The following is a 25,545-nucleotide window of genomic DNA, read 5'->3' on the forward strand; positions in this document are numbered from 1 at the left end:
CCCCCACTCTAGGTAGTGTCAGGTCCCGTGCGCCCCCTGTTGCCCCCGCTCGTCCTGGTCGCCGTGCTCGCCGCCGCCGGGTGCACGGGTGGGACGACACCCAACGCGGAAGGCACCGCCGACGGCAGTTCGATCGTGCTGGCCGACGCCGCGGAACCGGCCACGCTGAACCCGTTGCTCGGCTACGGCCGCGAGGGCGTGTCCAAGATCTACGACGGGCTGGTGGAGCACCGCGCGGACCGTTCGCTGCGGCCCCAGCTCGCCGCCGACCTGCCGAAGCCCTCCGCCGACGGCCTGTCGTGGACGGTGCGGCTGCGCGACGGCGTGAAGTTCACCGACGGCTCGTCGTTCGGGCCGGAGGACGTGGTCGCCACCTACCGGGCGCTGCTGGACCCGGCGGCGGGCTCCACCGAACGGCCCCTGTTCGGCAGCCTGACCGGGGTCGAGCAGCTCGACGTGCACACCGTCCGGTTCGCGCTGGCCAAGCCGTGGGCGGCGTTCCCGCACCTGCTGGCGCTGGGCGTGCTGCCCAGCGAGGCGCTCGCCGTGCCGCTGAAGGACGTGAAACCGGTCGGCACCGGCCCGTACAAGCTGGCGGAGTGGCGCAAGGGCGACCGGATGGTGCTGGAGTCCAACCCGGCGCACTTCGCCGGCGAACCCGCCATCCGCAAGCTGACCGTCGTCTTCGTCCCGGACGACAACACCCGCGCCCAGCGCATGCAGGCGGGCGAGTTCGACGGCGCGGAACTCCCGCCCCGGCTGGCCGAGCCGTTCGGCGGCACCAGCGGGATGCGCGTGGTGACCCACCGCTCCACCGACCTGCGCGCCGTCACCCTCCCCACGGCCGACCCGGTGACCGGCGACCCGGCGGTCCGGATGGCCCTCAACCACGCGGTGAACCGCAAGAGCGTGGTGGACAACCTCTTGGGCGGCAAGGGAACCCCGGCCGCCACCCCGATCCCGGACACCATGCCGGAGTTCCACGACCCGGCCGCGATCTTCGCCTACGACAAGGCGCTGGCGGACCTCCTGCTGGACCAGGCGGGTTGGACGCGCGGCGAGGACGGCGTGCGCGCCCGCAACGGCGTTCCCGCCCGGTTCACCCTGATGTACCCGATCGGCGACGTGGTCCGCGCCGACCTCGCGACGGCCTTCGTGGCGGACGCCAGGGCGGTGGGCGTGGACGTGCAGCTGGCCGGGCTGAGCTGGGAGGCCATCAGCCCCCGCCTCGGTCGGGACGCCCTGCTGCACGGCGGCGGCACCCCGTTCGACCCGGACCTGACGGCCCACCAGCCGCTGCACACCGGCAACCCGTGGGGCTACACCAACTCCCAGGTGGACGCCGCCCTGGACACCGGCCGCACGCTGCTGGACCCGGCGCAGCGCACGGCGGCGTACCGGCAGTTCCAGCACGCCTACCTGGCCGCGCCGGGCATGGTCGTGCTCGCGGCCGTGCAGCACGTGTATGTCCTGCGCGACAACTGGACCGGCTACCAGGACGTCGTCGACCCGCACACCCACGGGGCGCTGTCGTGGGGGCCTTGGTGGAACCTGGAGAAGTGGAAGGCCCGCTGAGCCCCGCCCCCGGGCCGACGCGCACCTCCCGGCCGGCCCGTACCCCGCCGGCCCGTACCCCGCCGGCCCGTACCCCGCCGGCCCGTACCCCGCCGGCCCGTGTCCCTGCGGCCCGTACCCCTGTGGCCGGCACCTCGCGCCGGCCCCGCCCCATGGTGTAGACGGAGAGGTGAGCGGCCGACACGGGACGTCCGGACCGGCCCGGGACCTCGGGGGACCACCATGTTCGACCTCGCCGCCGTCCGCGCCGACACCCCGGCCGCGAGCCGCCGCGTCTTCCTGGACTCCGCGGGCTCCTCGCTGCCGCCCCGGCCGGTGCTGGACGAGGTGATCGGCCACCTGGGACGCGAAGCCGAGATCGGCGGGTACGGGGCCGCCCGGGAACGCGAGGACGACCTGGAAGCCGGCTACGGGGTGTTCGCCGAACTCCTCGGCGCGGAGCCGGACGAGATCGCGTTCACCGACAGCGCCACGCGGTCCTGGCTGGCCGCGTTCGACGCCGTCCCGCTGGCCGAAGGCGACCGGGTCCTGGTGACGGAGGTCGAGTACGCGGGCAACGCCATCCCGATCCTGCACCGCGCCGGGCAGGTCGGCGCGCGGGTGGAGGCGATCCCCTCGGACGGCGCGGGCCAGGTCGACGTGGCGGCCCTGGAGGAGATGCTCGACGAGCGGGTCAAGCTGGTCTCACTGGTCCACGTCCCCACCAACAGCGGCCTGGTCAACCCGGCCAGGGAGGTCGCCGACGCGGCCCACGAGGTGGGGGCGCTGGTGCTGCTGGACGCGTGCCAGTCCATCGGCCAGCTCCCGGTGAGGGCCGACGAACTGGGCGTGGACCTGATCTCCGCGACCGGGCGCAAGTGGCTGCGCGGTCCGCGCGGCACGGGCGTTCTCGTGGTGCGGCGCGACGTGCGGCACAGGCTGGTGCCTAGGCTGGTCGACCTGCACAGCGGCGAGTGGGTCGCGCCGCAGGAGATCAAGCTGCGGGAGGACGCCCGCGTTTACGAGCTGTGGGAGGCGAGCTTCGCCGACCGGCTCGGTCTCATCGCCGCCGCGAAGTACGCCCTGGACCTCGGTCTGGACGACATCACGCGCGAGGTCCGGGCCAGGGCGGAGCAGTTGCGGCAGGGGCTCGCCGCGCTGCCGGGGGTCGACGTGCGGGACATCGGCGAGCAGAAGGCGGGCATCGTCACGTTCACCGTCGCCGGCCGCCGGGCCGTGGAGATGCGCGAACTGCTCGCCGGGCACGGCGTCACGGTCAGCACCAGCCACGTGGGCTCGACGCTGCTGGACATGACCCGGCGCGGGCTCGACGAGGTGGTGCGGGCGTCCGCCCACTACTTCGTCGAGCCCGCGCAGGTCGATCAGGCGGTGGAGGCGGTCAGCAGGTGCGGCCGATGATGCGCGGCGCGCAGTCCGAGTAGCTCAGGAACAGCTCCACGGCGCTGTCGTTCCGGGCGGTCTGCGGTGCGATGGCGGTGTCACGCGGGTAGAAACCACTGGTGCCGCTCGCAGACTTGGGGTACATCTCGAAGGTGTAGCTCCAGATCTTGTGGGCGTTCCACATCCAGTCGTTGACGCTGCCGTCGGTGACGTACAGGTCGCTGGACTGCTGTGGCGTGTAGTTGTTCAGCGCCGCCATCCGCCGGCCGAGCGTGGCGAACACGTTGGCCTGGGTGGCGTCCAGGCCGGGCGCGGTGTCGTTGTAGGTGTAGCCGTACGGCCACAGGATCAGCTCGGAGTAGGTGTGCCAGTCGATGTGCGTCTTGATCTGCTGCACACCGCCCACGACCCGGCCGTTCACGAAGTCGCGCACGCGCTGCGTCTCGGGTGCCGAGAACGCCGACGGGCCGCGGTAGGTCTCGCTGGACGGGCTGCCGCTGGAGCCGCCGCAGCAACCCCACTGGTAGCCCCAGTTGCGGTTCGGGTCGGTGCCCTGGCCCTGCCGGTTCTTCCGCCACGCGCGGAACGTGCCGGACGCGATGTCGTACTCCGCGCCGTCCGGGTTGACGCTGGGGATGACCCAGATCTCCCGCGAGTCGACCAGGTTCTTGATGGTCGGGTTGGTGGCGTAGCCGTCGGTGTACTGCTTGATGATGCGCAGGCACATCTCGACGGTCAGGTGCTCACGGGCGTGCTGGTTGCAGGTGAACAGCACCTCCGGCTCGTTCTCGTCGGTACCGGCGTTGTCGCTGATCTTCAGCGCCCACAGGTCGCGGTTCTCGTAGGACTTGCCGATGCTGCTCAGCTTCACCAGGGCACCGTGGTCGGTGACGGTCTGGTTCAGCTCGGCGACCATCTCCCGGTGGTTGTGGTAGCCGGTGTAGCCGGACGGGAAGTCCTGGGCGTTCACGTCGCCGGTGCGGTCGGTGAAGTCGGCCTTGCCGAGCGCGCCGAGTTCGGCATCGGCGTCACCGAGGCTCTTCACCGGCAGGCCGGTGGCGCGCAAAGCCCACTGCTGCCGGGGCTCGGCGATCACGGTGAGCGTCGACCCGTTCAGGCCGAGCACGTCGACCCCGGTCCGAGCCACCTTGGTGCGGGCCTCCGGGGTCGACGCGGTGACCTCGAACATGACCCGTTCGGGTGTACTGGTCGTGCTCGGCTGAGCCATCACGGTGTTGAAGGGCAACACCAGGGTCAGGCAAGCGCCGAGCGCGGCGGCCACGAGGCCGCGCCGCTTGGATGACATGAAGCCTCCATCATGTGCAGGGTGTGCGACGGAGTTTGCCTACGCAGCGTGGCCCGCAGATCACAGATCGGCATAGCCCCCGATTGTCGGGTTCGCGGTCCCGGGTCCGACTGACAGTTAACAGTCGCTCACGCAACTTCCGTATTCCGCAATTTTACGGCTGTTCGGCCTAGCGTCGGCCCGGTGTTCGGCCTAGTGTCGGTCACTGATTAGCTGGCAACGCTTTTTCGGGGAGGGGCGTTCGTTCACGCGACGAGGCGGGGCAGCTATGGGGCAGGAACACCAGGGGGCCAAGCACGCCGAGGCCAGCGGCGGTTCGCTGGTCATCCAGGCCGACGGGAGCGTGTTCGTCCACGGCGTGACGTTGACCGGGCCGCATCCGCCCGTGTCACCACGTCTTGTCCCGGCACCAGGTCGGTCGCGGAAGTGGGTGCGGCCGGCCACAGCCGGTGCGATGGCAGTGGCCGCAGTGGTCGCCGTGGGGGCCGCAAGCGTTTTCTGGCCGGTGGAGTGGCAGGTCACCCGTGCGTTCTCGCCGCGCGGGGCAGTCCCGCTGCCGGTGCCGTCGACCACGACCACGACCACGGTGCCGAGCACGGCGCCGCAGTCGGCGGTGCAGCCCGAGGTGCAGCCGTTCCGGACCGCGGGGGCCGGCCCGCCGACGACCACGTCCGCTCCCGCTGTGCTGCCCGACCCCACCTCCGCCGCGCCCCAATTGCCGCCGCAGGCGCCGCAACCGCGGATCGTCATCGCCGTCGGCGAGCCCACCAGCAGTTCGAATTGCGAACGCGGGAAATGCTTCTGGATAGACGCCAGGTTGACCGGGTTCGCACCGAATACCCGCTACGACGTGATCGCCATGGGGAACGAGCGGGATTTCAGCGAGCCCTGCCGGTCCGTGACCGATGCGAACGGCGCGGACCAGTGCGGGGACACGCGCTATGACGTACCCGGCGCGAAGGTCTACGTGTACGTCACGACACCGCAGGGCAAAGTCTTCTCGAACACCATCACCTGGCCGTCCGGCTGATCCGTTGCGGATCACCGGCGTTCCGGGGTGGGCCTGCGGAGGGTTGGTCCGGACGGCTTACCCTTGACGACATGCTCAACCGCATCGACCTGCGAGGTCGGGTTCCGTCTCCGGCTGAACTGCGCGCCGCGCTGCCGCGCGCCGAGGTGGACGTGGACGCGGTGCTGCATCAGGTGCGGCCGATGGTCGAAGCGGTGCGGGAACGCGGTGTGGACGCCGCGCTGGAGTTCGGCGAGCGGTTCGACAAGGTGCGCCCCGCCTCGGTGCGGGTGCCGCGGGCCGAACTGGACCGTGCGCTGGCCGAACTGGAGCCGGGCGTGCGGGAGGCGCTGGAGGAGTCCATCGCCCGCGCCCGCAGGGTGCACGCCGACCAGCGGCGCACCGACACCACGACGCAGGTCGTGCCCGGCGGCACGGTGACCGAGCGCTGGGTGCCGGTCGCGCGGGTCGGCCTCTACGCGCCCGGCGGCCTGGCCGTCTACCCGTCCAGCGTGGTGATGAACGTGGTGCCGGCGCAGACCGCCGGCGTCGAGTCGCTGGTGGTGTGCTCGCCGCCGCAGGCGGAGTTCGGCGGACTGCCGCACCCGACGATCCTGGCCGCCGCCGCGCTGCTCGGCGTGACCGAGGTGTGGGCGGTCGGCGGTGCGCAGGCGGTGGCCCTGCTCGCGTACGGCGGGGTGGACACCGACGGCGCCGACCTCGCGCCGGTCGACCTGGTGACCGGGCCGGGCAACATCTACCTGACCGCCGCCAAGCGGCTGCTGCGCGGGCTGATCGGCATCGACTCCGAGGCCGGGCCGACCGAGATCGCGATCCTGGCCGACGACACCGCCGACCCGGTGCACGTGGCGGCGGACCTGATCAGCCAGGCCGAGCACGACACGCTGGCGGCGAGCGTCCTGGTGACCACCTCGGCGGAGCTGGCGGACGCGGTGGACGCCGAGCTGGAGCGCCAGGTCGGCGCGACCAAGCACACCGAGCGGGTGCGGACGGCGTTGCGGGGCAGGCAGTCCGGCACCGTGCTGGTGTCCACCGTGGACGACGGCCTGGTGGTGGTGGACGCGTACGCCGCCGAGCACCTGGAGATCCAGACCGCGCGGGCGCGGGAGGTCGCGGCACGGGTCCGCGCGGCCGGCGCGATCTTCGTCGGCGCGCACTCCCCGGTGTCGCTGGGCGACTACTGCGCGGGCTCCAACCACGTGCTGCCCACGGGCGGCTGCGCGCGGCACTCGTCGGGGCTGTCGGTGCAGACGTTCCTGCGCGGCATCCACGTCGTGGACTACAGCGAGGAAGCGCTGCGCGAGGTGGCGCCGAAGGTGGTCGCGCTGGCGAACGCGGAAGACCTGCCCGCGCACGGCCAGGCCGTGACGGCGAGGTTCCGCGGATGAAGCCGATCGGTGAGCGGGTGGAGTTGGCCGACCTCCCCCTGCGCGAGGACCTGCGCGGTCGCACGCCCTACGGCGCGCCGCAGCTCGACGTCCCGGTCCGGCTCAACACCAACGAGAACCCGTACCCGCCGACGCCCGAGCTGGTCGCCGACGTGACGCGGGCGGTCGCCGAGGTCGCGGGCGGGCTGCACCGGTACCCGGACCGGGACGCGGTGGCGCTGCGCGAGGACCTGGCGGCGTACCTGTCCACGTCCACCGGCGTGCCGCTGACCGGGCGGAACCTGTGGGCCGCCAACGGGTCCAACGAGATCATCCAGCAGGTCCTCCAGGCGTTCGGCGGACCGGGGCGCACCGCCCTGGGGTTCGAGCCGTCGTACTCGATGCACCCGATCATCGCGGCGGGCACCCGCACCGAGTGGGCGCCGACCCCCCGTCGGGCGGACTTCTCGCTGGACACGGAAAAAGCGGCGGAGACGGTCGACGCCCGGCAGCCGGACGTGGTGTTCGTGACCAGCCCGAACAACCCGACCGGGCAGAGCATCCCGACCCGGGACCTGCGCGGCCTGATCGAAGCCGCGCCCGGCATGGTCGTGGTGGACGAGGCCTACGCGGAGTTCTCGTCACGCCAGAGCGCGGTGTCGCTCCTGGCGGACTACCCCGGGAAGCTGATCGTCAGCCGGACCATGAGCAAGGCGTTCGCGTTCGCCGGCGGCCGGCTCGGCTACCTGGCCGCCGCGCCCGCCGTGGTGGACGCGCTGCTGCTGGTGCGGCTGCCGTACCACCTGTCGGCGTTGACGCAGGCGGCCGCTCGGGCGTCGCTGAGGCACGCGGCCGAGACGCTCGGCTCGGTGGCGAAGCTCGCGGCGGAACGTGACCGGGTGGCGGAGGCGTTGGCGGGGCTGGGTTTCGACGTCGTGCCCAGCGACGCGAACTTCGTGCTGTTCGGGTGGTTCGAGGACGCACGCGCGACCTGGCGGTCCTACCTTGAGCGCGGCGTGCTGATCAGGGACGTCGGCATCGCGGGTCACCTGCGGGTGACGGTCGGCACCCCGGAGGAGAACGACGTGTTCCTCGCGGCGAGCAAGGAGGTTGACCGGTGAGCCGGGTCGGCAAGGTGGAGCGGACCACCAAGGAGTCATCGGTGTACGTCGAGGTGGACCTCGACGGCACCGGCAAGGTGGAGATCAGCACCGGAGTCCCGTTCTACGACCACATGCTGACGGCGCTGGGCGTGCACGGGTCGCTGGACCTGGTGGTGCGCGCCACCGGCGACGTGGAGATCGACGCGCACCACACGGTGGAGGACGTGGCCATCGTGCTGGGCCAGGCGCTGCGGGAGGCGTTGGGGGACAAGGCCGGCATCCGCCGGTTCGGCGACGCGTGGATCCCGATGGACGAGACGCTGGCGCACGCGGCGGTGGACGTCTCCGGGCGGCCGTACTGCGTGCACGTGGGCGAGCCGGAGCAGTTCAACACGTTCACGATCGGCGGCAACTACCCGTTCGTGCTCAACCGGCACGTGTTCGACTCGCTGGCGTTCCACGCCGGGATCGCGCTGCACGTGCGGGTGGAGTACGGGCGCGACCCGCACCACATCGCGGAAGCCCAGTTCAAGGCGATCGCACGGGCTCTGCGTGCCGCTGTGGAACCCGACCCGAGGGTGGGTGGCGTGCCGTCCACCAAGGGCGTCCTGTAATGCCCAAGGAGTACGTGGTCATCGGGCTCCTCGCGCTGGCGGGGTTCCTGATCGGCGGGGTGTACAGCACGTGGAAGACGGCTCGCGGGCTCGCGATCGTCCTCGTCGTGCTGACCCTCGTTGCCGTGGGTGGCGCGGTCGCCTGGTTGGTCTAGGCGGAGTCGCGTCGGTCGGGCCGACGCTGGTCGGACGAGCGTCGGGGAAGTCGGCGGCTGAAGGGTCGGCGTCGGGCGGTCAGGGGAGTTCGCGCAGGTAGGCGGGCGGTACGGCGGCGGTCAGCCAGACGCCGTTCGCGCTGACGCGGAACTCGTGGCCGTCGGCGTGCATGGCGGCGGCGGCGACTTCCAGGACGATCGGCTTGCCCCTGCGGGAGCCGACGCGGATCGCGGTGTCGACGGTGGCGGACAGGTGCACGTCGTGGCGGCGCATCGGGCGCAGGCCCTCGCGCAGGATGTCGGGCAGGGAAGCCGCCACCGTGCCGTGGTAGAGGACGCTCGGTGGCTCGGTGACCGGGAGGTCCAGTTCCACCTCGACGGTGTGGCCCTGGCTGGCGCGGATGCGGCCGTCCTCGATGGCGAACCGCTGCTTGTCGTTGCGGGCCACCACTTCCCGGACCCGTTCACGGGTCGTCCGCAGGGCTCGGGCGAAGTCGTCCAGGTCCACCCAGCCGGCCTGGTCGAGCGTGAGCCCGACCTCCTGAGGGGCGTGGCGGAGGTGGCGGGACATCCGCTTGGACAAGCGGATCATGTCTTTCTCTTGCACGGCGTTCAGTGCAGCACGGCGGCTCGTTCGGGCGCCAGCGGGTTCGGGGTGCTGTGGGTCCGGCGGTGCTGTGGTTCGGTGGTGCTGTGGGTTGGGTGCTGTGGGTTCGGGTGCTGCGGGTGCGGGGTCAGGTGCCGCCCTCGCTGGCGGGCTTGAGCTTCGGCGCACCGGGGCCGTCGGAGGCTTGTTCGTCCTCGAAGTTGTGCAGGAAGCAGCTGCGCAGGGAGAGGCAGCCGCAGCCGATGCACGACGTCAGCCGGTCGCGCAGCCGGATCAGCGCGTCGATGCGCGCGTCCAGCTCGGCGTGCCAGGTGGTGGACAGCCTGCTCCAGTCGGACTTGGTGGGCGTCCGGTTGTCCGGCAGCGTGGCCAGGGCGTCGTGCACGTCCTCCAGGCTCAGCCCGACCCGCTGCGCGGTCCGGATGAACGCCAGCCGGCGCAGCACCGAGCGCGGGTACCGGCGCTGGTTGCCCGCCGTGCGTTCGGACGCGATCAGCCCCCGTTCCTCGTAGAACCGCAGCGCGGTGTGCGGCACGCCGCTCCGTTCGGCGACCTGGCCGATGGTCAACATCTCCGGCAACTTGCTCACCGGCCCATCCTATGCCTTGACCTCGACCTAAGTCGAAGTTGTTGGCTTGGTCCATGGCAGTGGCGAGCGAGCTGGGCTACGCGGACATCCCCGCGCTGTTCCAGCGGATGACAGGCGACGAGAAGCACGAGTGGGCGGCCGCGTCCACCCTGCACGTGCTGTGGGTGCTCTACGACCGCGTGCTGGACGTGTCACCGGACCGGGCGGACGACCCGGACCGGGACCGTTTCCTGCTGTCGAAGGGGCACGGGCCGATGGCGTACTACGCCGTGCTGGCCGCGAAGGGGTTCATCGAGCCGTCCACTCTGGACAGCTGGACGGAGTTCGACTCACCGCTGGGACAGCACCCGGACCGGGTGCTGGTGCCGGGGGTGGAGATCGGCAGTGGCTCGCTGGGTCACGGGATGCCGATCGGGGTCGGCGTGGCGGTGGGGTTGCGCTTGCAGGGACGGACTTCGCGGGTCGTGGTGCTGGTGGGCGACGCGGAGCTGGACGAGGGCAGCAACCACGAGGCGATCGCCCTGGCCGGTCGGCTGGGGTTGGACAACTTCACCGTCGTGGTGGTGGACAACGAGTCCGGCACGCACGGCTGGCCCGGCGGCGTGGCCGCCCGGTTCGCGGTGGAGGGGTGGGAGACGTCCACTGTGGATGGACGTGATGAGGACGCCTTGTACTCGGCGTTCACGACCGGGCACGTCGGGCGTCCGTTGGCCGTGGTGGCGCGGATCAGTGCGGATCGTGAGGAGAACCGATGAACATGCGGCAGGTGTTCGCGGACACCGTCCAGGACGTGATGACCTCGGATCCCCGGGTGGTCGTGGTGCTGGCGGAGATCTCACGCGATGCGTTCCGTCCGTCGCCGCGAGTGGTCAACGTGGGGATTCGGGAGCAGGCGATGGTGGGGGTGGGCGGTGGTCTGGCGTTGAGCGGATTGCGGCCCGTGGTGCACAGCTACGCGCCGTTCCTGGTGGAGCGACCGTTCGAGCAGATCAAGCTGGATTTCGGGCACCAGGATGTGGGCGGGGTGTTCGTGAGCATCGGCGGCTCTTACGACGACCCGGCGTGGGGACGGACCCATCAGGCTCCGGGGGACGTGGCGCTGTTCGACACTTTGCCGGGGTGGCGGATATTCGTTCCGGGGCACCCCGGTGAAGTGGCGGATATCGTGCGGGGGGCGTTGGCTGCGGATGATCGGGTGTATATCCGGTTGTCTTTGCGGGAGAATTCCGTGGCGTACCCGGTGATCGAGGGGTTCACCGAGGTACGTCGCGGGCGGGCCGGGATCGTCATCGCCGTCGGGCCTGTGTTGGATTCCGTTCTGGCGGCTACCGAGGGGGTTGATGTGACGGTGCTGTACGCCACGTCGGTGAGGCCGTTCGACGGGGAAGGGCTGCGGGCGGCGGTCGCTCGGGGGCAGCGGGCGGACGTGTTGCTGGTCGAGCCCTATTTGGAGGGGACTTCGGCTTGGTTGGTGGACGAGGCCCTGGCGGATGTGCCGCACCGGTTGCGGGCGCTGGGGGTGCGGAGGGATGCGGAATTGCGGGCTTATGGGACGGCGGAGGACCACGACTCGGCGCATGACCTGGATGTGTTGGGGATTGCGGCGGCGGTTCGGCGGATGTTCCGGTAATGGACAACCGGTAATGGGTGAAAGGGTGGGGCGGCTGCGCTGAGGTGAAAAGCGGACGCTCGACGCTTGGCAGGCCATCCGGGGAGAACACGAGGCAGAGGTGTGGGCGACGTCGCGACATCGTCGAGCGGTGGTCGGGGAGTGGTCCGTGCGTCGCGTGCCGGGGTGGGCAGTGGCTGCGGCATGATCTCTGGTCGTGAGCGTGCCGAGAACCCTGATCTGGACACCCGCGCCTACCGCGGAGTTGCAGTTGGCCCTGCACCGTGCGGTGGCGGGGCCGGCTGCGTTGGTTCCGGTCGGGTCGGGGACGGTGTTGTTGCCTCGGCGGGAGATCGGGTTCTCGGCTGCGGCGCGGTTCGCCGGGCAGGTGCGTGAGGTGGGGGACCGCGCGTTCCTGGTCCGGTGGGACGGCGGCGGCGCTGTCTGGTCCGACGGGGGCGCCAGCGGGTACAGCGGGGCGGCTCGGCGGTTGGTCGGGGTGTTCGGGTGGTGGCGGTTGAAGGCTGTGGCCGGGGAGCTGGAACTGCCCGCCGACGTCGCCGAGGTGCGGGAGCTGGTGGACGAGGGTCGTGCCGACACCTGGGTCACCGCGTTGCCCGATCGGGCGGGATTGCCGATCAACACGGTGCTCCCGGTGGTGCCCGTGACGCAGGGCGGGGCTCCGTTGGCCTAGCCTGGTGTGGTGGCACGAGTCGTCGTACTGGACTACGGATCCGGCAACCTTCGTTCCGCCGAACGCGCCCTCCAGCGCATCGGCGCCTCCGTCGAGGTGACCTCCGACCACCGGGCCGCGTTGGACGCGGACGGGCTGGTCGTGCCCGGTGTCGGGGCGTATGCCGCCTGCATGGCCGGGTTGAACGAGGTCAAGGGCGGGCGGATCGTCGGCGAGCGGCTGGCCGGTGGCCGCCCGGTGCTGGGCATCTGCGTGGGTATGCAGATCCTGTTCGACCGGGGGATCGAGCACGGTGTGCTCACCGAGGGCTGCGGTGAGTGGCCGGGGACGGTGGAGCGGCTGGACGCCCCGATCGTGCCGCACATGGGCTGGAACACGGTCCGCGCGCCCGAGGGCACCAAGCTGTTCGCCGGCCTGGACGCCGACACGCGGTTCTACTTCGTGCACTCCTTCGGGGTGCGCAAGTGGGAGCTGGAGGCGTCGGAGACGATCCGGCCGCCGTTGGTGACGTGGGCCACGCACGGTCGGGACGACTTCGTCGCGGCGGTGGAGAACGGGCCGCTGTGGGCCACCCAGTTCCACCCCGAGAAGTCCGGTGACGCGGGTGCCCACCTGCTGGAGAACTGGGTCAAGAGCTTCCGTTGACGCTCGCCGAGTTCGTCGCCCTGTTCGGCGACGGGTCCGTCCGCGTGCTGCTCGACTGGGACGCCCTGGGTGCGCGCGGCTGTCCCGTGGACCAGGTCGTGAGCCGGTCGGTCGACGTGCTCGGCGACCTGTTCACCGTCTGGTACGCGGAGGGGGCGGAGTACACCGCGACCGGCGCACGGCCCCTGCGGGTCCGGGATGTCACGCTTTCAGGTGACGTGCGCGGTGAACGGGTGCTGGCGATCGAGCGGTCGTACCGGGCGGCGGGCCGGCCGGTGCAGTTGACGTTGCCGGTGTACGCGTTGCCGCAGGAGCGCTACCTGCTGCTCGACGCCACCCACCGGTCCGTCGCGGCGTTCCGCAGTGGGCTGCCGGTCCGGTTGCTGCTGTGCGTCTTGCGGGGACCGGTCGACGCGGCGGTACTGCCTGACCTGCGGCACCACTGAGCTGACGGGTGCCGGCGCTAGCCGGGCTGGGTGCCGGGTTCCTCGATGGCCTCCGGGTATCGGGTGGCCGCCCGGCGCATGGACAGGTCGAACGCCACGTTGCGGATCGCGTACCAGCGTTCCGCTTGGCGGAGTCGGATGGCCTGCCGGAGCACGACCACCACCGCGACCACGCACACCCCCACCACGACCAGCCGGAACGCCGGGGGCAGGCGGGGGAAGACCACCGCCTCCACGGCCGCGAGCGCGAACGGCAGCACGGTCGACACCAGGATGTTGATCTCGATCTCCATCGAGTCGACGTTGAGGACGGGGGAGAAGCGGCGCAGCCACAGCTTGCTGTACTCGAACGCGTGGACGCTGCCGTCGCCCCGGTGCGCGCCGCCTGCGGGCAGGGTCGGGGCGGTCCTCAGGTCGTCGGCGGTGGCGGCGCCGGGGGTGGGTGCGTCGGGGGTAGGCGTCTCGGGGGTGTCGGGCGTGGGCGTGTCGGGGGTGTCGGGCGTGGGCGTGGCGGGGATGGCGGCTCGGGCGGTGGCCGGGGTCGGTGCGGTGGCGGTGGCGGGGTCCACGTGGCGCAGGGCGGGGTGCAGGCTGGGCAGTTCGTCGGCGAGGTCGTCGCCCAGGACGTGTCGCACTCGGGCCAGGTCGGAGTGGACGGGGCGGTTCCGGCGGCGGGTGAGCCACGTCGCGGCTCGTTCCACGCGGCCGGTGAGGGCGAAGCCGGTGGCGCGGGTGGCGTAGCCGATGACGAAGCTCGCCCCGATCCCGAGCGCGGCGAACAGGATCGCGCCGCTGCCCTGCACCTTCGCCAGCCCGGACAGCAGGAACGTCACGTCGTGGCCCTGGTGCGGGTAGAAGTGGACGCCGAGCAGGGTGAGCTCGGTGAGCGCCACCGCACCCGGCAGGACCACGCTCGTCAGCTGCAACGCGACGTAGTAGGTGAGCCGGCCGGACATCGAGTGGCCACCGGCCGTCAAACCGCTGATCGGGTCCATCGGCGTGACGCTAGGGCGGGCCGGCCGGGGCGGAAAGGGCCGACCAGGCGGTGTGCGGGCCGGGACCAGCGGCAACTAGGCTGTTCGCGTGACTTTCACGTTGCTTCCGGCCGTTGACGTGGCCAACGGTCAGGCCGTCCGACTCGTGCAGGGCGAAGCAGGCACCGAGACCTCCTACGGCGAGCCGCTGGACGCCGCGCTCGCCTGGCAGCGCGACGGGGCCGAGTGGGTGCACCTGGTGGATCTCGACGCCGCGTTCGGCCGGGGCGACAACCGGGAGCTGCTGGCGCGGGTCGTGGGCGAGCTGGACGTGCGAGTGGAGTTGTCCGGCGGCATCCGGGACGACGCGTCGCTCGCCGCCGCCCTCGCGACCGGGTGCGCGCGGGTGAACCTGGGCACCGCCGCGCTGGAGGACCCGGTGTGGTGCGCGAAGGTCCTCGCCGAGCACGGGGAGAAGATCGCGGTCGGGCTGGACGTGCGGATCACCGGGCAGGGGCACCGGCTGGCCGCGCGCGGCTGGACGCAGGACGGCGGCGACCTGTGGGAGGTGCTGGAGCGGCTGGACCGGGACGGCTGCACCCGCTACGTGGTCACCGACGTGAGCAAGGACGGCACGTTGCAGGGGCCGAACGTGGAACTGCTGCGGGAGGTGTGCGCCCGCACCGACGCGCCGGTGATCGCCTCCGGCGGGGTGTCCAGCGTGGCGGACCTGGTGGCGTTGTCGGCGTTGGCCCGGGACGGCGTGGAAGGCGCGATCGTCGGCAAGGCGCTGTACGCGGGGGCGTTCACGCTTCCCGAGGCGCTCGCCGCTGTGCGCTGACGGCCTTCCGGAACTCCGTGGTGATGTGGGCCTCCGCGGCCGCTTTGGTGATGCCCGTGGCGGCCATCGCCTTGGCCGCGGTGCCGTCCTGCTCACCGAGCAGCCCCAGCAGGATGTGCTCGGTGCCGACGAACGTGTGACCGAGCCGCAGGGCTTCCCGCACGCTCAGCTCCAGGGCCTTCTTGCAGTGCGCGCTGAACGGCTGCTGCTCGGGCCGCTGCCTGCTGGTGTTGTCCAGCGCGTTCAGCGTGGCCAGCCGGGTGGTGCCCTCGGAGGCCTCCAGCTTCGCGATGGTCTTCGCGCCGAGCCCGCCGGACTCGTCCATCAGCCCCAGCAGCAGGTGCTCGGTGCCGATCCGCTCGCTGAACCGGGCGTGGTGGCGGGCCAGCACGACGACCCGGCGGGCGCGGTCGGTGTAGCGGTCGAAGCTGGGCTTGAGGTCGGGCGACTCCTTGGGCACGAACCGCTTCTGCGCGGCCTGCTTGGTGACGCCGATGCTCTCGCCGATGTCGGTCCAGCTGGCCCCGGCGCGGCGCGCCTCGTCCACGAAGTGCCCGATCAGGTGGTCGCCCAGCTCGTCCAGCTGCGCGCTGAGCTCCACCGCCGCCGTGAGCCTGTTCAGCACGTCCACGTGCTCCTGGGCGACGGTGACGATGAGGTCGGTGAGCTGCACCGGCGTGGTGACCACCCGTCAACTCTAGGTTGACGATCTTCTATCGTCAACGTCGGGTTGACGGTCGGTCGGATCACGTCTCGGTGATCTCGATGCCGACCGTGCCGGTGCGTCCGCGTCGGATGCGGCTGCCCAACAGGGTGATTTTTCCGACCAGGCCATATTTTCGCCCGATCAGGTGACGGGCTTCCTCGCTGGCCCGCTCGTCGAGCACCTTCGCCCGCGCCGGCGCGCTGTCGCCGGTCGGGTTGCCCCGGAAGTCGCACGGCGCGATCGTCACGTCGGCGTTGTTGCGGATCCGCTTCACCTTGCCCGCGTCGGCCGCCGACCAGGCGTAGATGGTCCCGCCCCGCCGCACCGCCCACACCGGGGTGGGCACCGGGGTGCCGTTCCGGCGGAACGTGGTCAGCAGGAGGTACTTGTCGTCGCCGAGGCTCATAGGCCAAAGCTAGACCGGGGCGTAGTGTCTTGCGGGGGGCCTACAGAGGAGACGCATGTCCACTGAACGACGGATCGGCCCGGCGAAGGAACGCGACCGGCTTGCGGACGCCCGTGAGGATGAACGCGCTCATGCGGCGATCCGGAACGTCAGGGCGGCCCGGATGATCGCGGGCCGCGCGGACAGCGCGGAAGAGTGCACGCTGCTGCTGGAGATGCTGGGCATCGAACCGGCGGAAGTGCGCCGCTGAACAGGCCGAGGGCCCCGTTCCGGCTGGAACGGGGCCCTCGGTCGATCCGTGGATCAGATCAGGTTGACGTTGGTGGCCTGGGGGCCCTTGGCGCCCTGGCCGACGTCGAAGCTCACGCGCTGGTTCTCCTCCAGGCTGCGGTAGCCGTTGCCCTGGATCTCCGAGTAGTGCACGAACACGTCCGTGCCGCCGTCCTCGGGGGAGATGAAGCCGAAGCCCTTCTCCGAGTTGAACCACTTCACAGTGCCCTGGGCCATCTGGTGTTCCTTCTTCAAGCAGTTTGCCGGCGGGGCTGGTGCGCCACCGAGGCCGGTTCGCGGCGGGGACTCTCCCGTGGAACCCAGAGGAAAATCACACGCTCGAAACACGTTTCGCGAGCGTGGAAGACACGGACACAAAACCTACGACCACTTACCAGTGAACCACGGGTCGGGCCGAAATGCTGCATCGGCGCCCGGAAATGCGATCTGCGTCGCTATCCCGAACCCCGTCGCCGGCCGCCGGATGACCTCCCGGAGAGGGTGAACGTGCTGCTCAGAGAGGGTACGCGAGTCGGATTCGCGATCCGGAGCCGGTGTCGACGCCCGATCACGCGTTCGGGCGAGTCGCCGGCCGCCGGGTCCGCGCCGGCCGCCGGCCCGGCGCGCCCCCCGTGCCGCGTCCGGGTGGCGGGAGTCGCCGGGTGCCCTCCCCGTAGGCTTCGTCCCATGTCAGTCGCGGTGCGCGTGATCCCCTGCCTGGACGTCGACCGGGGGCGGGTGGTGAAGGGGGTCAACTTCACCAACCTGGTGGATGCCGGTGACCCGGTCGAACTGGCCCGCGCCTACGACGCCGAGGGCGCCGACGAGTTGACCTTCCTGGACGTGACGGCGTCCTCCTCGGACCGCGAGACGACGTTCGACGTGGTCCGCCGCACGGCCGAGCAGGTGTTCATCCCGCTCACCGTGGGCGGCGGCGTGCGCACCCCGGACGACGTCGACAAGCTGCTGCGGGCCGGCGCGGACAAGGTCGGGGTGAACACCGCCGCGATCGTCCGCCCCGAGCTGCTGGGCGAGCTGTCCCGCCGGTTCGGTGCGCAGTGCATCGTGTTGTCCGTGGACGCCCGGCGCGTCCCGGAGGGCGAGCGGCCCACCCCGTCCGGTTTCGAGGTCACCACGCACGGCGGGCGCAAGGGCACCGGCATCGACGCCGTCGAGTGGGCCGCCAGGGGTCAGGAGCTGGGCGTCGGGGAGATCCTGCTGAACTCCATGGACGCCGACGGCACCAAGGCCGGGTTCGACCTGGAGCTGATCAAGCTGGTGCGCGGGGTGGTGGACGTGCCGCTGATCGCCAGCGGTGGCGCCGGCGTGGTCGAGCACTTCCCGCCCGCCATCGAGGCCGGAGCCGACGCCGTGCTGGCCGCGAGCGTGTTCCACTTCGGCGAGCTGCGCGTCGCGGACGTGAAGAAGAGCCTGCGCGACGCGGGCGTGGAGGTGCGCTGAATGCTGCGCGACGCACCCACCGAGGTCCGGCTGGCCACGCTGATCGGCGCGGCGGGCGGCCTGCTGTTCGTGCTGGAGGGCCTGATCCGCTGGCAGTCCGACGGCGACTCGGCCTGGATCAGGTTCCCGGTCATCATCCTGGTGCTGGAGCTGCTGGCGGTGGGCGGTCTGCTGGCCCGCTTCCGGCCCGCCCGGCTGACCGCCGCGTTCATCTACGGCCTGGTCGGGCTCATCCACCTGCTGGCCGTGCTGAACCAGGGTCCGGTGTGGGTGCGCCTGCTGTCCGGCGTGCTGTCCGCCGGGCACATCTTCGCGGTCGTCCTGCTGAACACCCGACCGGCAAGGCTGCACTTCGGAGGTGCGCGTTGAGCGGTGCTCTCGACCCGGCCATCGCCGCACGGCTCAAGCGCACGTCGGATGGACTCGTCTGCGCGGTGGCGCAGCGCCGTGGCACCAATGAGGTGCTGATGGTGGCGTGGATGGACGACGAGGCCCTGCACCGCACGCTGACCACGCGCCGTGCCACGTACTACTCGCGCAGCCGTCAGCGGCTCTGGGTGAAGGGCGAGACGTCCGGGCACACGCAGTACGTGCACGAGGTGCGGTTGGACTGCGACGGCGACACGGTCCTGCTGCTCGTGGACCAGGTCGACGAGGCCTGCCACACGGGCGACCGGACGTGCTTCGACTCCACCGTGCTGCTGGGCGAGGCCGAGGCCGAGGCTCCGGTCGGCTGACGACCGGCAGGGCCGGCGTCGCGGGTCAGTCGATGTCGCCGGTCAGCCGATGTCGCCGGTCAGGTAGCGCTGGAGGTTCGGCGCCACGGCTTTGACCATGGTCTCCACGTCGGCGCTGGCCAGCGGCTCGAACCGGACCACGTAGCGGACCATGCCCATGCCGAAGATCTGGGTGGCGGCGAGCGTCGCCCGCAGCTCCTGCCGGTCGGCGCCCACGGTGGCCAGCACCCGCCGCAGCAGGGTCTGCACGAAGAATTCGCGCAGCACCTCGGCCACCCGCTCCTGGGCCGTGACGCTGCGCACCATGGCCGCGAAGTGGCCGCCCCCGGTGGCGTCCCAGACGCCGAGGAAGCTGCGCACCATGCGTTCGCCCATCTCCTCGGGCGGACCGTCGAGCAGCCTTTCGACCAGCGTGTTCGGGTCGATCGGCACCTGCAGCACGGCCTTGGCGAACAGGCCTTCCTTGCCGCCGAACCAGTGGTTCACCATCGCCGCGTCGACGCCCGCGCGGGCCGCGATGGACCGCACCGTCGCCCCCTCGTAGCCGCGTTCCACGAACGCCGCGCGCGCGGCGGCGAGCAGCGCGGCCTTGGTGTCCTCACCGCCCGCGCGGCGACCCCGGCGCTTGGGCTCGCCCTGTTGCGTGCCGTCGTTCATTTCTCCATCATGGGGCACGTCCCACCTTTTTTCAACGCGTGATGAAATAGTCACCGCCCGGCGTCACCACGAGACTGACCCGACGGCCCTCTCCACCCTGGGACCGCCCCGAGCGGCCCTCTACCACCCTGGGACCGCCCCGAGCGGCTCTCCACCCTGAGACCGGCTTGAGCGGCACCCTCAGCGCCTGAGACGCCTCGAGCGGCCCTCTCAGCTTCACCCACCGGAACTGTCGTTCCCTCGTGGGACAATGGAATCGGGGGCCGGAGGCCACAGCGGAGGTCGATGCCGAAGCCGAAGACGGACCGATGTCGAAGGCCGAAGCGGAGTCGGGCCGGAGCCGGCGGATCGACGCCGGAGCCCGCCGCCACCCTGGCTGACCTGCGGCCTGTCGGTCCCACCGCCTGCGGCACCCGCCGTTCCCGATCGCCTGTCGGTCCCACCGCCTGCGGCACCCGCCGTTCCCGATCGCCTGCCGGCCGCGCCGCCCGGCGTCACCACCGATCGCGGCGACCGGATTTTCAGCCGGCCGGAGGCCATATAGGACGGCACGGCACAATGTCGTCCATGGTGAGCGTCATCGGTGCAGGCGCGGGTCTGGGCGAGGTCAGCCCGACGCGCGAGGAGTTCCGCGAACTCGCCGCGCAGCGGCGGGTCATCCCGGTGGTGCGCCGGCTGCTCGCGGACGCGGAGACCCCGGTCGGGCTCTACCGCAAGCTCGCGGCCGACCGGCCCGGCACGTTCCTGTTCGAATCCGCCGAGAACGGCCGCTCCTGGTCCCGCTGGTCCTTCGTCGGCGCGCGCAGCGCAGGCGCGCTGACCGCGACCGGCGGCGAGGCGTTCTGGCTCGGACCGCACCCGGTGGGCCTGCCCGAGGGCGGCGACCCGCTGGTCGCCCTGCGCGAGACGATCGAGGTGCTGCGCACCGACCCGCTGCCCGGCCTGCCCCCGCTGACCGGCGGCATGGTCGGCTACATCGGCTACGACGCCGTGCGCCGCCTGGAGAAGCTGCCCGAGCTGGCCGCGGACGACCTGCGGGTGCCCGAGCTGGTCATGCTGCTGGCCACCGACCTGGCCGCGCTCGACCACCACGAGGGCACCGTCACGCTCATCGCCAACGCCATCAACTGGGACGACTCGGCCGCACGCGTCGACGCCGCCTACGACGACGCGGTGGCGCGGCTGGACCGGATGACCCAGGACCTGCAGAGCCCCGCGCCGCCCACGGTCGCGGTGTTCGCCCGCCCGAAGCCCGAGTTCGTGCGCCGCCGCTCCCAGCAGGAGCACTACGAGGTGGTGGAGAAGGCCAAGGCCGCGATCCGCGCGGGCGAGGCGTTCCAGGTCGTCCTGTCGCAACGCTTCGAGATGCGCACCAGCGCGGACCCGCTGGACATCTACCGCGTGCTGCGCACCTCGAACCCCAGCCCGTACATGTACCTGCTGCGGCTGGACGACTTCGACATCGTCGGGTGCAGCCCCGAGTCGCTGGTGACCGTGCGGGACGGCAAGGCGACCACGCACCCCATCGCGGGCACCCGCTGGCGCGGCGTGGACGACGAGGAAGACGCCCTGCTGGAGAAGGACCTGCTGGCCGACCACAAGGAACGCGCCGAGCACCTGATGCTGGTCGACCTGGGCCGCAACGACCTGGGCCGGGTGTGCAAGCCGGGCACGGTGACCGTGGTCGACTTCTTCAAGGTCGAGCGGTACAGCCACGTGATGCACATCGTGTCCACGGTCAGCGGCGAGCTCGCCGAGGGGCGCACCGCGTTCGACGCGGTGGCCGCGTGCTTCCCGGCCGGGACGCTGTCCGGCGCGCCCAAGCCCCGGGCGATGGAGATGATCGAGGAGCTGGAGCCGACCCGGCGCGGCCTGTACGGCGGTGTCGTCGGCTACCTGGACTTCGCGGGCGACGCAGACACCGCCATCGCCATCCGCACCGCGCTGGTGCGGGACGGCGTGGCGTACGTGCAGGCGGGGGGCGGCATCGTGGCCGACTCCGATCCCGTCGCCGAGGACAACGAGTGCCTGAACAAGGCCGGCGCGGTCCTCTCCGCCATCGCCACCGCGCAGACGATGGCCCCGGCGGTGGACCCCGCGCGTGTCTGAGGTGCCGGCCGGGCGCCCCCGGCAGAGACGTCCACTGTGGATCGTCGTGCTGTCGCTGCTGCTCGGCTCGGCGGCGCTGTGGGGGTCCTCGCAACTGGTCTGGGACACCTCGGCGGACCGGAGGGGCGACGAGGTGCTGCCCTCCCTCGTGCCGTTGGCGCTGCTGTGCCTGGCCGCCATCGCGGCCGTGGTGGCGTTGAGCGGCTGGGCGCGGCGGGTGCTGGGTGCCGTCGTGGTCGCGGCGGGCGGCACGGCGGTGTTCCTCGGGGTGACGGCGTCCGGCGCGCTGCCCGGCCGCGGACTGGCCTGGCTGGGCGGGTTCCTGGTGCTCGGCGCGGGGGTCCTGCTGGTCGTGCGCGGCGGCGCGATGCCCCGGCTGGGCGGCGGCTACCAGACGCCCGGCGCGGCCAAGCGCAGCACCGATCCCGAGCGCGAGCTGTGGAACGCGCTGGAGCGCGGTGACGATCCCACGGACCGGGACTGACCGGCGGCTGACGGCGGGCTGACTCCCGGGCGCCGCACGTTTGCGCACGTCGGCTCGGAAGGGCCCCGGTCATCTGCGCGAACGGGACTACCCGGTGGCCGGACGGGGTTCATACCGGGGTTAGCATCCTCGTGGCGGGAAGGGGAGCATGACGTGCGGGAGCTTGCGAGCGAACTGGATGGACTGACGGACACGGGCGAGGTGCTCGGATGACCGTGCTGGAGTCGATCATCGAAGGCGTCCGCGAGGACCTCGCCGTGCGCGAGGCGGAACTGCCCTTCGACGTGCTCAGGGAGAAGGCCGCCAAGGTGGCGCCGCCGCAGGACGTGATGGCCGTCCTGCGCTCGCCCGGGGTGGGCGTGATCGCCGAGGTGAAGCGGCGCAGCCCGTCCAAGGGCGCGCTGGCGGACATCCCGGAACCGGCGGAGCTGGCCGCGCAGTACGAGTTGGGCGGCGCGCGGGCGATCAGCGTGCTGACCGAGCAGCGCCGCTTCGGCGGGTCGCTGGCGGACTTCGACGCGGTGCGGGCCGCGGTCGGCGTTCCGTTGCTGCGCAAGGACTTCATCGTCAGCCCGTACCAGGTGCACGAGGCGCGCCTGCACGGTGCGGACCTGGTGCTGCTGATCGTGGCGGCGCTGGAGCAGAACGCCCTGGTGTCCCTGTTGGACCGGGTGGAGTCGCTGGGCATGACGGCGCTGGTGGAGGTGCACACGGCCGAGGAGGCCGACCGCGCGCTGGAGGCGGGCGCGAGCGTCATCGGCGTGAACGCGCGCAACCTGCACACGCTGGAAGTGGACAAGGACGTTTTCGGGCGGATCGCGCCCGGCCTGCCCTTCGAGACGATCAAGATCGCCGAGTCCGGGGTGACCGGGCCGGGCGACCTGATGGCCTACGCGGGCGCGGGTGCCGACGCGGTGCTGGTCGGCGAATCACTCGTGACGAGCGGCGACCCCAAGGTCGCGGTGAACAAGCTGGTGACGGCGGGGTCGCACCCCGCCTGTCCCCGGCCGAGCCGGTAAGGGAGCAGCGCATGTCGCCCGGCCAGTTGGCACCGACACCCCACGACCCCGACGAGCGGGGCCACTTCGGGCCGTGGGGCGGCCGGTACATGCCGGAAGCGCTCATCGCGGCGGTGGACGAGCTCGCGGCGTTCTACGAGAAGGCCCGGATCGACCCGGAGTTCCTCGACGAGTTCTTCCGGCTGCTGCGCGACTACGCCGGGCGGCCGTCGCTGCTCACCGAGGCACCGAAGTTCGCCGCGCACGCCGGTGGGGCGCGGGTGTTCCTCAAGCGGGAGGACCTGAACCACACCGGCTCGCACAAGATCAACAACGTGCTGGGCCAGGCGCTGCTCACCAAGCGGATGGGCAAGCAGCGGGTCATCGCGGAGACCGGCGCGGGCCAGCACGGCGTGGCGACCGCCACCGCGTGCGCCCTGATGGGCCTGGACTGCGTCATCTACATGGGCGAGGTCGACACCGAGCGGCAGGCGCTGAACGTGGCCCGGATGCGGCTGCTCGGCGCCGAGGTCATCCCGGTCAAGACCGGCTCGCGGACGTTGAAGGACGCCATCAACGAGGCCCTGCGCGACTGGGTGGCCAACGTCGACGACACGCACTACCTGCTCGGCACGGCGGCGGGTCCGCACCCGTTCCCGGTGCTGGTCCGCGACTTCCACCGGGTGATCGGCATCGAGGCGCGCGCGCAGGTCCTGGAGCAGGCCGGCCGGCTGCCCGACGTGGTCGCGGCGTGCGTGGGCGGCGGCTCGAACGCGATCGGCATCTTCCACGGCTTCATCGACGACCCGTCGGTGCGCCTGGTGGGCCTGGAGCCGGGCGGCGACGGCATCGACACCGACCGCCACGGGGCCACGCTGACCGTGGGCACGCCGGGCTCGCTGCACGGCGCGATGTCGTACGTGATGCAGGACGAGGACGGCCAGATCACCGAGGCGCACTCGATCTCCGCCGGCCTGGACTACCCCGGGGTGGGTCCGGAACACGCCCACCTGAAGGACACCGGCCGCGCCGAGTACCGCCCGGTGACCGACGCGGAGGCCATGGAGGCGTTCGCCCTGCTGTCCCGGACCGAGGGCATCATCCCGGCCATCGAGTCGGCGCACGCGCTGGCCGGCGCCCTGGTCCTGGGCCGCGAACTGGGTCCGGAGGGGTTGATCGTGGTGAACCTGTCCGGCCGCGGCGACAAGGACATGGACACCGCGATCAAGTGGTTCGGGCTGGGAGTGGAGTCATGAGCAGGCTTGCCGGGGTGTTCGACGCGTGCCGGTCCGAGTCGCGGGCGGCGCTGATCGGCTACCTGCCCGCCGGGTACCCCACGCTGGAGGGGTCGAAGGACGTGCTGCGGACGATGGTGTCGTCCGGGTGCGACCTGGTGGAGGTCGGCCTGCCGTACTCGGACCCGGTGATGGACGGTCCGACCATCCAGAAGGCGTCCGAGCAGGCGCTGCGCGGCGGGTTCCGGGTGCGCGACCTGTTCGGCGTGGTCGAGTCGGTGGCCGCGCTCGGTGGACGTGCGGTCGTGATGACGTACTGGAACCCCGTGCTGAAGTACGGGGTGGACGCCTTCGCGCGCGACCTCGCCGCGGCCGGTGGGCTGGGGCTCATCACGCCGGACCTGGTGCCCGACGAGGCCGCCGAGTGGCTCGAGGCTTCGGAGGCGCACGACCTGGACCGGATCTTCCTGGTCGCGCCCTCGTCCACCGAGGAGCGCATCGACCTGACCGCTCGGTCTTCGCGGGGCTTCCTGTACGCGACTTCGGTGATGGGCGTGACCGGGGCGCGTGACGTGGTGTCGTCGGCCGCTCCGGCGCTGGTCGAGCGGGTTCGGGAGCACACCGACCTGCCGGTGGCGGTGGGGTTGGGCGTGCGGTCCGGGGCTCAGGCGGCCGAGCTGGCGGCCTTCGCGGACGGTGTCATCGTGGGATCGGCCTTCGTGACCGCAGTGCGCGACGACACGGTGGCGGCGCTCACCGCGGAGCTGGCCGAAGGCGTCCGCCAGGTCCCCAGCCGGGCCTAGAACACACGTTCGAGTGAACTGATCGCTCAACGGCCGATCAGGTAGCGGAATCGTCGGTGCCGGTCGGGAAGCTGGGCCCATGATCAAGCCCGCTTCCGATCCGGCGTGCGACACTGGCGTGCGTCGGGCAGTCTCTGGAGGTGATGCCCGGTGGCACTACCGGCCGACTACGAATACGAACGCAGGAACCCCTTGCTCGACCACAATGGGCCGTGGACATTGGCAGATGTCCTGGCCCTGCCTCAAGACCGCCTTCAGCGCGTCGAACTGGTCGACGGGGCCATCCGCGTGAGCCCCGTCGGCGTCTACCGGCATCAACGGCTGGCCTTCCGCATCGCAATGGTGTTGGAGTCGGCCTGCCCGAGTGGACTGGAGGCTACGGCCGGGGTCAACGTCCTGCTGTCGGACACCCGCCTTCTCATCCCGGACTTCACGATCAACGTGTCGGGTCCGTTCGGCCTGACCCTTCCTGCGTCGGAGCTGGTGATGGCTGGTGAGGTGCTGTCGCCGAGTACCCGGCTCGACGACCTGATGCTGAAGCGGAAGCTGTACGCCGAGGCCGGTGTGCCGTTCTACCTCGTCATCGACCCGGAGGGCGACGAGGTGACGGCGACGTTGTTCGAGTTGCCGGAGGGTGAGTACGTGGAAGCGGTGCGCAGCGAGGCGGGTGTGCTGAGGCTCGACCGACCCTTCCCGGTAACAATCGAGCTGTCGCCGTAGGCCGATTCGGCGCACCCACTACGG

Annotated in this window: 31 protein-coding genes; 23 read left to right on the forward strand and 8 right to left on the reverse strand. The window is 71.5% G+C overall.

Annotation, left to right across the window (positions count from 1 at the left end):
- The first annotated feature begins 27 nt into the window (after positions 1 to 27).
- Both FHS29_RS11590 and FHS29_RS11595 read left to right on the forward strand, forming a co-directional pair.
- On the forward strand, positions 28 to 1,575 hold the full coding sequence (locus tag FHS29_RS11590; protein ID WP_312864867.1) for an ABC transporter substrate-binding protein: 1,548 nt from the start codon (positions 28 to 30) through the stop codon (positions 1,573 to 1,575).
- Between the two features lie 222 nt (positions 1,576 to 1,797).
- On the forward strand, positions 1,798 to 2,973 hold the full coding sequence (locus FHS29_RS11595; protein ID WP_184690579.1) for an aminotransferase class V-fold PLP-dependent enzyme: 1,176 nt from the start codon (positions 1,798 to 1,800) through the stop codon (positions 2,971 to 2,973).
- Here the strand turns inward: FHS29_RS11595 and FHS29_RS11600 are convergent.
- The gene (locus tag FHS29_RS11600; protein WP_184690580.1) at positions 2,954 to 4,261 is read right to left on the reverse strand and encodes a M14 family metallopeptidase; all 1,308 of its coding nucleotides are present in this window, start codon (positions 4,259 to 4,261) and stop codon (positions 2,954 to 2,956) included. The two genes, FHS29_RS11595 and FHS29_RS11600, sit on opposite strands and share 20 nt — an antisense overlap.
- A 460-nt stretch (positions 4,262 to 4,721) precedes the next feature.
- Here FHS29_RS11600 and FHS29_RS11605 point away from each other — a divergent pair, with 460 nt between their 5' ends.
- From FHS29_RS11605 to FHS29_RS11625, 5 genes are all read left to right on the forward strand, one after another.
- Positions 4,722 to 5,291 (forward strand): hypothetical protein, encoded by a 570-nt coding sequence (locus FHS29_RS11605; protein WP_184690581.1) that lies wholly within the window; start codon positions 4,722 to 4,724, stop codon positions 5,289 to 5,291.
- 71 nt (positions 5,292 to 5,362) lie between these two features.
- Positions 5,363 to 6,679: a histidinol dehydrogenase gene (gene hisD / locus FHS29_RS11610; protein ID WP_184690582.1), complete on the forward strand. Its 1,317-nt coding sequence runs from the start codon at positions 5,363 to 5,365 to the stop codon at positions 6,677 to 6,679.
- Positions 6,676 to 7,779: a histidinol-phosphate transaminase gene (locus FHS29_RS11615; RefSeq protein ID WP_184690583.1), complete on the forward strand. Its 1,104-nt coding sequence runs from the start codon at positions 6,676 to 6,678 to the stop codon at positions 7,777 to 7,779. Before hisD ends, FHS29_RS11615 begins: the two co-directional genes overlap by 4 nt.
- Positions 7,776 to 8,375 (forward strand): imidazoleglycerol-phosphate dehydratase HisB, encoded by a 600-nt coding sequence (gene hisB, locus FHS29_RS11620; RefSeq protein ID WP_184690584.1) that lies wholly within the window; start codon positions 7,776 to 7,778, stop codon positions 8,373 to 8,375. Before FHS29_RS11615 ends, hisB begins: the two co-directional genes overlap by 4 nt.
- A complete protein-coding gene (locus FHS29_RS11625; protein ID WP_184690585.1) occupies positions 8,375 to 8,530 on the forward strand; it encodes a CG2302 family histidine operon protein in 156 nt (51 codons plus the stop codon). The genes hisB and FHS29_RS11625 overlap by 1 nt, the downstream gene beginning before the upstream one ends.
- A 79-nt stretch (positions 8,531 to 8,609) precedes the next feature.
- Here FHS29_RS11625 and FHS29_RS11630 read toward each other — a convergent pair whose 3' ends face one another.
- Positions 8,610 to 9,122, reverse strand: coding sequence for an RNA 2'-phosphotransferase (locus FHS29_RS11630; RefSeq protein ID WP_184690586.1), 513 nt, complete (start codon positions 9,120 to 9,122; stop codon positions 8,610 to 8,612).
- A gap of 142 nt (positions 9,123 to 9,264) precedes the next feature.
- A complete protein-coding gene (gene soxR, locus FHS29_RS11635) occupies positions 9,265 to 9,708 on the reverse strand; it encodes a redox-sensitive transcriptional activator SoxR (protein ID WP_221455913.1) in 444 nt (147 codons plus the stop codon).
- A 71-nt stretch (positions 9,709 to 9,779) separates the two neighbouring features.
- Here soxR and FHS29_RS11640 point away from each other — a divergent pair, with 71 nt between their 5' ends.
- From FHS29_RS11640 to FHS29_RS11660, 5 genes are all read left to right on the forward strand, one after another.
- Positions 9,780 to 10,481, forward strand: coding sequence for a thiamine pyrophosphate-binding protein (locus FHS29_RS11640; protein ID WP_184690588.1), 702 nt, complete (start codon positions 9,780 to 9,782; stop codon positions 10,479 to 10,481).
- Positions 10,478 to 11,356 carry a transketolase family protein gene (locus FHS29_RS11645; protein WP_221455759.1) on the forward strand — a complete coding sequence of 293 codons (879 nt, stop codon included), beginning with the start codon at positions 10,478 to 10,480 and terminating at the stop codon, positions 11,354 to 11,356. Before FHS29_RS11640 ends, FHS29_RS11645 begins: the two co-directional genes overlap by 4 nt.
- A gap of 196 nt (positions 11,357 to 11,552) precedes the next feature.
- Positions 11,553 to 12,029 carry a hypothetical protein gene (locus tag FHS29_RS11650; RefSeq protein WP_184690589.1) on the forward strand — a complete coding sequence of 159 codons (477 nt, stop codon included), beginning with the start codon at positions 11,553 to 11,555 and terminating at the stop codon, positions 12,027 to 12,029.
- 9 nt (positions 12,030 to 12,038) lie between these two features.
- Positions 12,039 to 12,674 (forward strand): imidazole glycerol phosphate synthase subunit HisH, encoded by a 636-nt coding sequence (hisH, locus tag FHS29_RS11655; RefSeq protein WP_312864868.1) that lies wholly within the window; start codon positions 12,039 to 12,041, stop codon positions 12,672 to 12,674.
- A complete protein-coding gene (locus tag FHS29_RS11660) occupies positions 12,671 to 13,120 on the forward strand; it encodes a hypothetical protein (protein ID WP_184690591.1) in 450 nt (149 codons plus the stop codon). Before hisH ends, FHS29_RS11660 begins: the two co-directional genes overlap by 4 nt.
- A gap of 17 nt (positions 13,121 to 13,137) precedes the next feature.
- On the opposite strand, the gene FHS29_RS11665 is transcribed toward FHS29_RS11660, so the two are convergent.
- Complete coding sequence (locus FHS29_RS11665) at positions 13,138 to 14,115, reverse strand: hypothetical protein (RefSeq protein WP_184690592.1); 978 nt, start codon at positions 14,113 to 14,115, stop codon at positions 13,138 to 13,140.
- An 88-nt stretch (positions 14,116 to 14,203) separates the two neighbouring features.
- On the opposite strand from FHS29_RS11665, the gene priA reads away from it, so the two are divergent.
- Entirely contained in the window at positions 14,204 to 14,935 is a 732-nt protein-coding gene (priA, locus tag FHS29_RS11670) for a bifunctional 1-(5-phosphoribosyl)-5-((5-phosphoribosylamino)methylideneamino)imidazole-4-carboxamide isomerase/phosphoribosylanthranilate isomerase PriA (RefSeq protein ID WP_184690593.1), read from the forward strand.
- On the opposite strand, the gene FHS29_RS11675 is transcribed toward priA, so the two are convergent.
- Positions 14,901 to 15,623, reverse strand: a complete 723-nt coding sequence (locus FHS29_RS11675; protein ID WP_184690594.1) for a Clp protease N-terminal domain-containing protein — start codon at positions 15,621 to 15,623, stop codon at positions 14,901 to 14,903. The genes priA and FHS29_RS11675 overlap by 35 nt on opposite strands.
- A 58-nt stretch (positions 15,624 to 15,681) precedes the next feature.
- Positions 15,682 to 16,047 carry a PPOX class F420-dependent oxidoreductase gene (locus FHS29_RS11680; protein WP_184690595.1) on the reverse strand — a complete coding sequence of 122 codons (366 nt, stop codon included), beginning with the start codon at positions 16,045 to 16,047 and terminating at the stop codon, positions 15,682 to 15,684.
- A gap of 55 nt (positions 16,048 to 16,102) precedes the next feature.
- On the opposite strand from FHS29_RS11680, the gene FHS29_RS11685 reads away from it, so the two are divergent.
- Positions 16,103 to 16,297 carry a hypothetical protein gene (locus FHS29_RS11685; protein WP_184690596.1) on the forward strand — a complete coding sequence of 65 codons (195 nt, stop codon included), beginning with the start codon at positions 16,103 to 16,105 and terminating at the stop codon, positions 16,295 to 16,297.
- A 53-nt stretch (positions 16,298 to 16,350) separates the two neighbouring features.
- Here the strand turns inward: FHS29_RS11685 and FHS29_RS11690 are convergent, their stop codons facing one another.
- The gene (locus FHS29_RS11690; RefSeq protein ID WP_184690597.1) at positions 16,351 to 16,554 is read right to left on the reverse strand and encodes a cold-shock protein; all 204 of its coding nucleotides are present in this window, start codon (positions 16,552 to 16,554) and stop codon (positions 16,351 to 16,353) included.
- A gap of 450 nt (positions 16,555 to 17,004) precedes the next feature.
- On the opposite strand from FHS29_RS11690, the gene hisF reads away from it, so the two are divergent.
- Genes hisF through hisI form a run of 3 tightly spaced genes read left to right on the forward strand, consistent with a single transcriptional unit; the run spans position 17,005 to position 18,515 of the window.
- Entirely contained in the window at positions 17,005 to 17,778 is a 774-nt protein-coding gene (hisF, locus tag FHS29_RS11695; RefSeq protein ID WP_184690598.1) for an imidazole glycerol phosphate synthase subunit HisF, read from the forward strand.
- Positions 17,779 to 18,147 (forward strand): hypothetical protein, encoded by a 369-nt coding sequence (locus FHS29_RS11700; RefSeq protein ID WP_184690599.1) that lies wholly within the window; start codon positions 17,779 to 17,781, stop codon positions 18,145 to 18,147.
- A complete protein-coding gene (gene hisI, locus FHS29_RS11705) occupies positions 18,144 to 18,515 on the forward strand; it encodes a phosphoribosyl-AMP cyclohydrolase (RefSeq protein WP_184690600.1) in 372 nt (123 codons plus the stop codon). Before FHS29_RS11700 ends, hisI begins: the two co-directional genes overlap by 4 nt.
- 42 nt (positions 18,516 to 18,557) lie before the next feature.
- Here hisI and FHS29_RS11710 read toward each other — a convergent pair whose 3' ends face one another.
- Positions 18,558 to 19,172 (reverse strand): TetR/AcrR family transcriptional regulator, encoded by a 615-nt coding sequence (locus tag FHS29_RS11710; protein ID WP_184690601.1) that lies wholly within the window; start codon positions 19,170 to 19,172, stop codon positions 18,558 to 18,560.
- Between the two features lie 567 nt (positions 19,173 to 19,739).
- Between FHS29_RS11710 and FHS29_RS11715 the strand changes: the two genes are divergently transcribed.
- From FHS29_RS11715 to FHS29_RS11740, 6 genes are all read left to right on the forward strand, one after another.
- Positions 19,740 to 21,281, forward strand: a complete 1,542-nt coding sequence (locus FHS29_RS11715; RefSeq protein WP_184690602.1) for an anthranilate synthase component I — start codon at positions 19,740 to 19,742, stop codon at positions 21,279 to 21,281.
- Positions 21,274 to 21,765 (forward strand): Trp biosynthesis-associated membrane protein, encoded by a 492-nt coding sequence (locus tag FHS29_RS11720; protein ID WP_312864869.1) that lies wholly within the window; start codon positions 21,274 to 21,276, stop codon positions 21,763 to 21,765. The genes FHS29_RS11715 and FHS29_RS11720 overlap by 8 nt, the downstream gene beginning before the upstream one ends.
- A 209-nt stretch (positions 21,766 to 21,974) precedes the next feature.
- Positions 21,975 to 22,784 carry an indole-3-glycerol phosphate synthase TrpC gene (gene trpC / locus FHS29_RS11725; protein WP_184690603.1) on the forward strand — a complete coding sequence of 270 codons (810 nt, stop codon included), beginning with the start codon at positions 21,975 to 21,977 and terminating at the stop codon, positions 22,782 to 22,784.
- A gap of 11 nt (positions 22,785 to 22,795) precedes the next feature.
- Positions 22,796 to 24,019, forward strand: coding sequence for a tryptophan synthase subunit beta (gene trpB / locus FHS29_RS11730; protein WP_184690604.1), 1,224 nt, complete (start codon positions 22,796 to 22,798; stop codon positions 24,017 to 24,019).
- Positions 24,016 to 24,801 carry a tryptophan synthase subunit alpha gene (gene trpA, locus FHS29_RS11735; RefSeq protein ID WP_184690605.1) on the forward strand — a complete coding sequence of 262 codons (786 nt, stop codon included), beginning with the start codon at positions 24,016 to 24,018 and terminating at the stop codon, positions 24,799 to 24,801. The genes trpB and trpA overlap by 4 nt, the downstream gene beginning before the upstream one ends.
- 150 nt (positions 24,802 to 24,951) lie before the next feature.
- Entirely contained in the window at positions 24,952 to 25,521 is a 570-nt protein-coding gene (locus FHS29_RS11740; protein WP_312864870.1) for a Uma2 family endonuclease, read from the forward strand.
- The last annotated feature ends 24 nt before the right edge of the window (positions 25,522 to 25,545 follow it).

Origin of the sequence: Saccharothrix tamanrassetensis (genome assembly GCF_014203665.1) — a bacterium.
GTDB classification, from domain to species: domain Bacteria; phylum Actinomycetota; class Actinomycetes; order Mycobacteriales; family Pseudonocardiaceae; genus Actinosynnema; species Actinosynnema tamanrassetense.

What these genes read in the sequence shown, in the direction of transcription:
- FHS29_RS11595 (WP_184690579.1), top strand. Translation starts at nt 1,798, where the DNA reads ATGTTCGACCTCGCCGCCGTCCGCGCCGACACCCCGGCCGCGAGCCGC.
- FHS29_RS11600 (WP_184690580.1), bottom strand. Translation starts at nt 4,261, where the DNA reads ATGTCATCCAAGCGGCGCGGCCTCGTGGCCGCCGCGCTCGGCGCTTGC.
- FHS29_RS11710 (WP_184690601.1), bottom strand. Translation starts at nt 19,172, where the DNA reads ATGAACGACGGCACGCAACAGGGCGAGCCCAAGCGCCGGGGTCGCCGC.
- trpC (WP_184690603.1), top strand. Translation starts at nt 21,975, where the DNA reads ATGACCGTGCTGGAGTCGATCATCGAAGGCGTCCGCGAGGACCTCGCC.
- FHS29_RS11665 (WP_184690592.1), bottom strand. Translation starts at nt 14,115, where the DNA reads ATGGACCCGATCAGCGGTTTGACGGCCGGTGGCCACTCGATGTCCGGC.
- trpB (WP_184690604.1), top strand. Translation starts at nt 22,796, where the DNA reads ATGTCGCCCGGCCAGTTGGCACCGACACCCCACGACCCCGACGAGCGG.
- trpA (WP_184690605.1), top strand. Translation starts at nt 24,016, where the DNA reads ATGAGCAGGCTTGCCGGGGTGTTCGACGCGTGCCGGTCCGAGTCGCGG.
- hisF (WP_184690598.1), top strand. Translation starts at nt 17,005, where the DNA reads ATGTCAGTCGCGGTGCGCGTGATCCCCTGCCTGGACGTCGACCGGGGG.
- FHS29_RS11685 (WP_184690596.1), top strand. Translation starts at nt 16,103, where the DNA reads ATGTCCACTGAACGACGGATCGGCCCGGCGAAGGAACGCGACCGGCTT.
- FHS29_RS11715 (WP_184690602.1), top strand. Translation starts at nt 19,740, where the DNA reads ATGGTGAGCGTCATCGGTGCAGGCGCGGGTCTGGGCGAGGTCAGCCCG.
- soxR (WP_221455913.1), bottom strand. Translation starts at nt 9,708, where the DNA reads ATGTTGACCATCGGCCAGGTCGCCGAACGGAGCGGCGTGCCGCACACC.
- FHS29_RS11700 (WP_184690599.1), top strand. Translation starts at nt 17,779, where the DNA reads ATGCTGCGCGACGCACCCACCGAGGTCCGGCTGGCCACGCTGATCGGC.
- FHS29_RS11615 (WP_184690583.1), top strand. Translation starts at nt 6,676, where the DNA reads ATGAAGCCGATCGGTGAGCGGGTGGAGTTGGCCGACCTCCCCCTGCGC.
- FHS29_RS11680 (WP_184690595.1), bottom strand. Translation starts at nt 16,047, where the DNA reads ATGAGCCTCGGCGACGACAAGTACCTCCTGCTGACCACGTTCCGCCGG.
- FHS29_RS11645 (WP_221455759.1), top strand. Translation starts at nt 10,478, where the DNA reads ATGAACATGCGGCAGGTGTTCGCGGACACCGTCCAGGACGTGATGACC.
- hisD (WP_184690582.1), top strand. Translation starts at nt 5,363, where the DNA reads ATGCTCAACCGCATCGACCTGCGAGGTCGGGTTCCGTCTCCGGCTGAA.
- FHS29_RS11690 (WP_184690597.1), bottom strand. Translation starts at nt 16,554, where the DNA reads ATGGCCCAGGGCACTGTGAAGTGGTTCAACTCGGAGAAGGGCTTCGGC.
- FHS29_RS11640 (WP_184690588.1), top strand. Translation starts at nt 9,780, where the DNA reads ATGGCAGTGGCGAGCGAGCTGGGCTACGCGGACATCCCCGCGCTGTTC.
- FHS29_RS11625 (WP_184690585.1), top strand. Translation starts at nt 8,375, where the DNA reads ATGCCCAAGGAGTACGTGGTCATCGGGCTCCTCGCGCTGGCGGGGTTC.
- FHS29_RS11630 (WP_184690586.1), bottom strand. Translation starts at nt 9,122, where the DNA reads ATGATCCGCTTGTCCAAGCGGATGTCCCGCCACCTCCGCCACGCCCCT.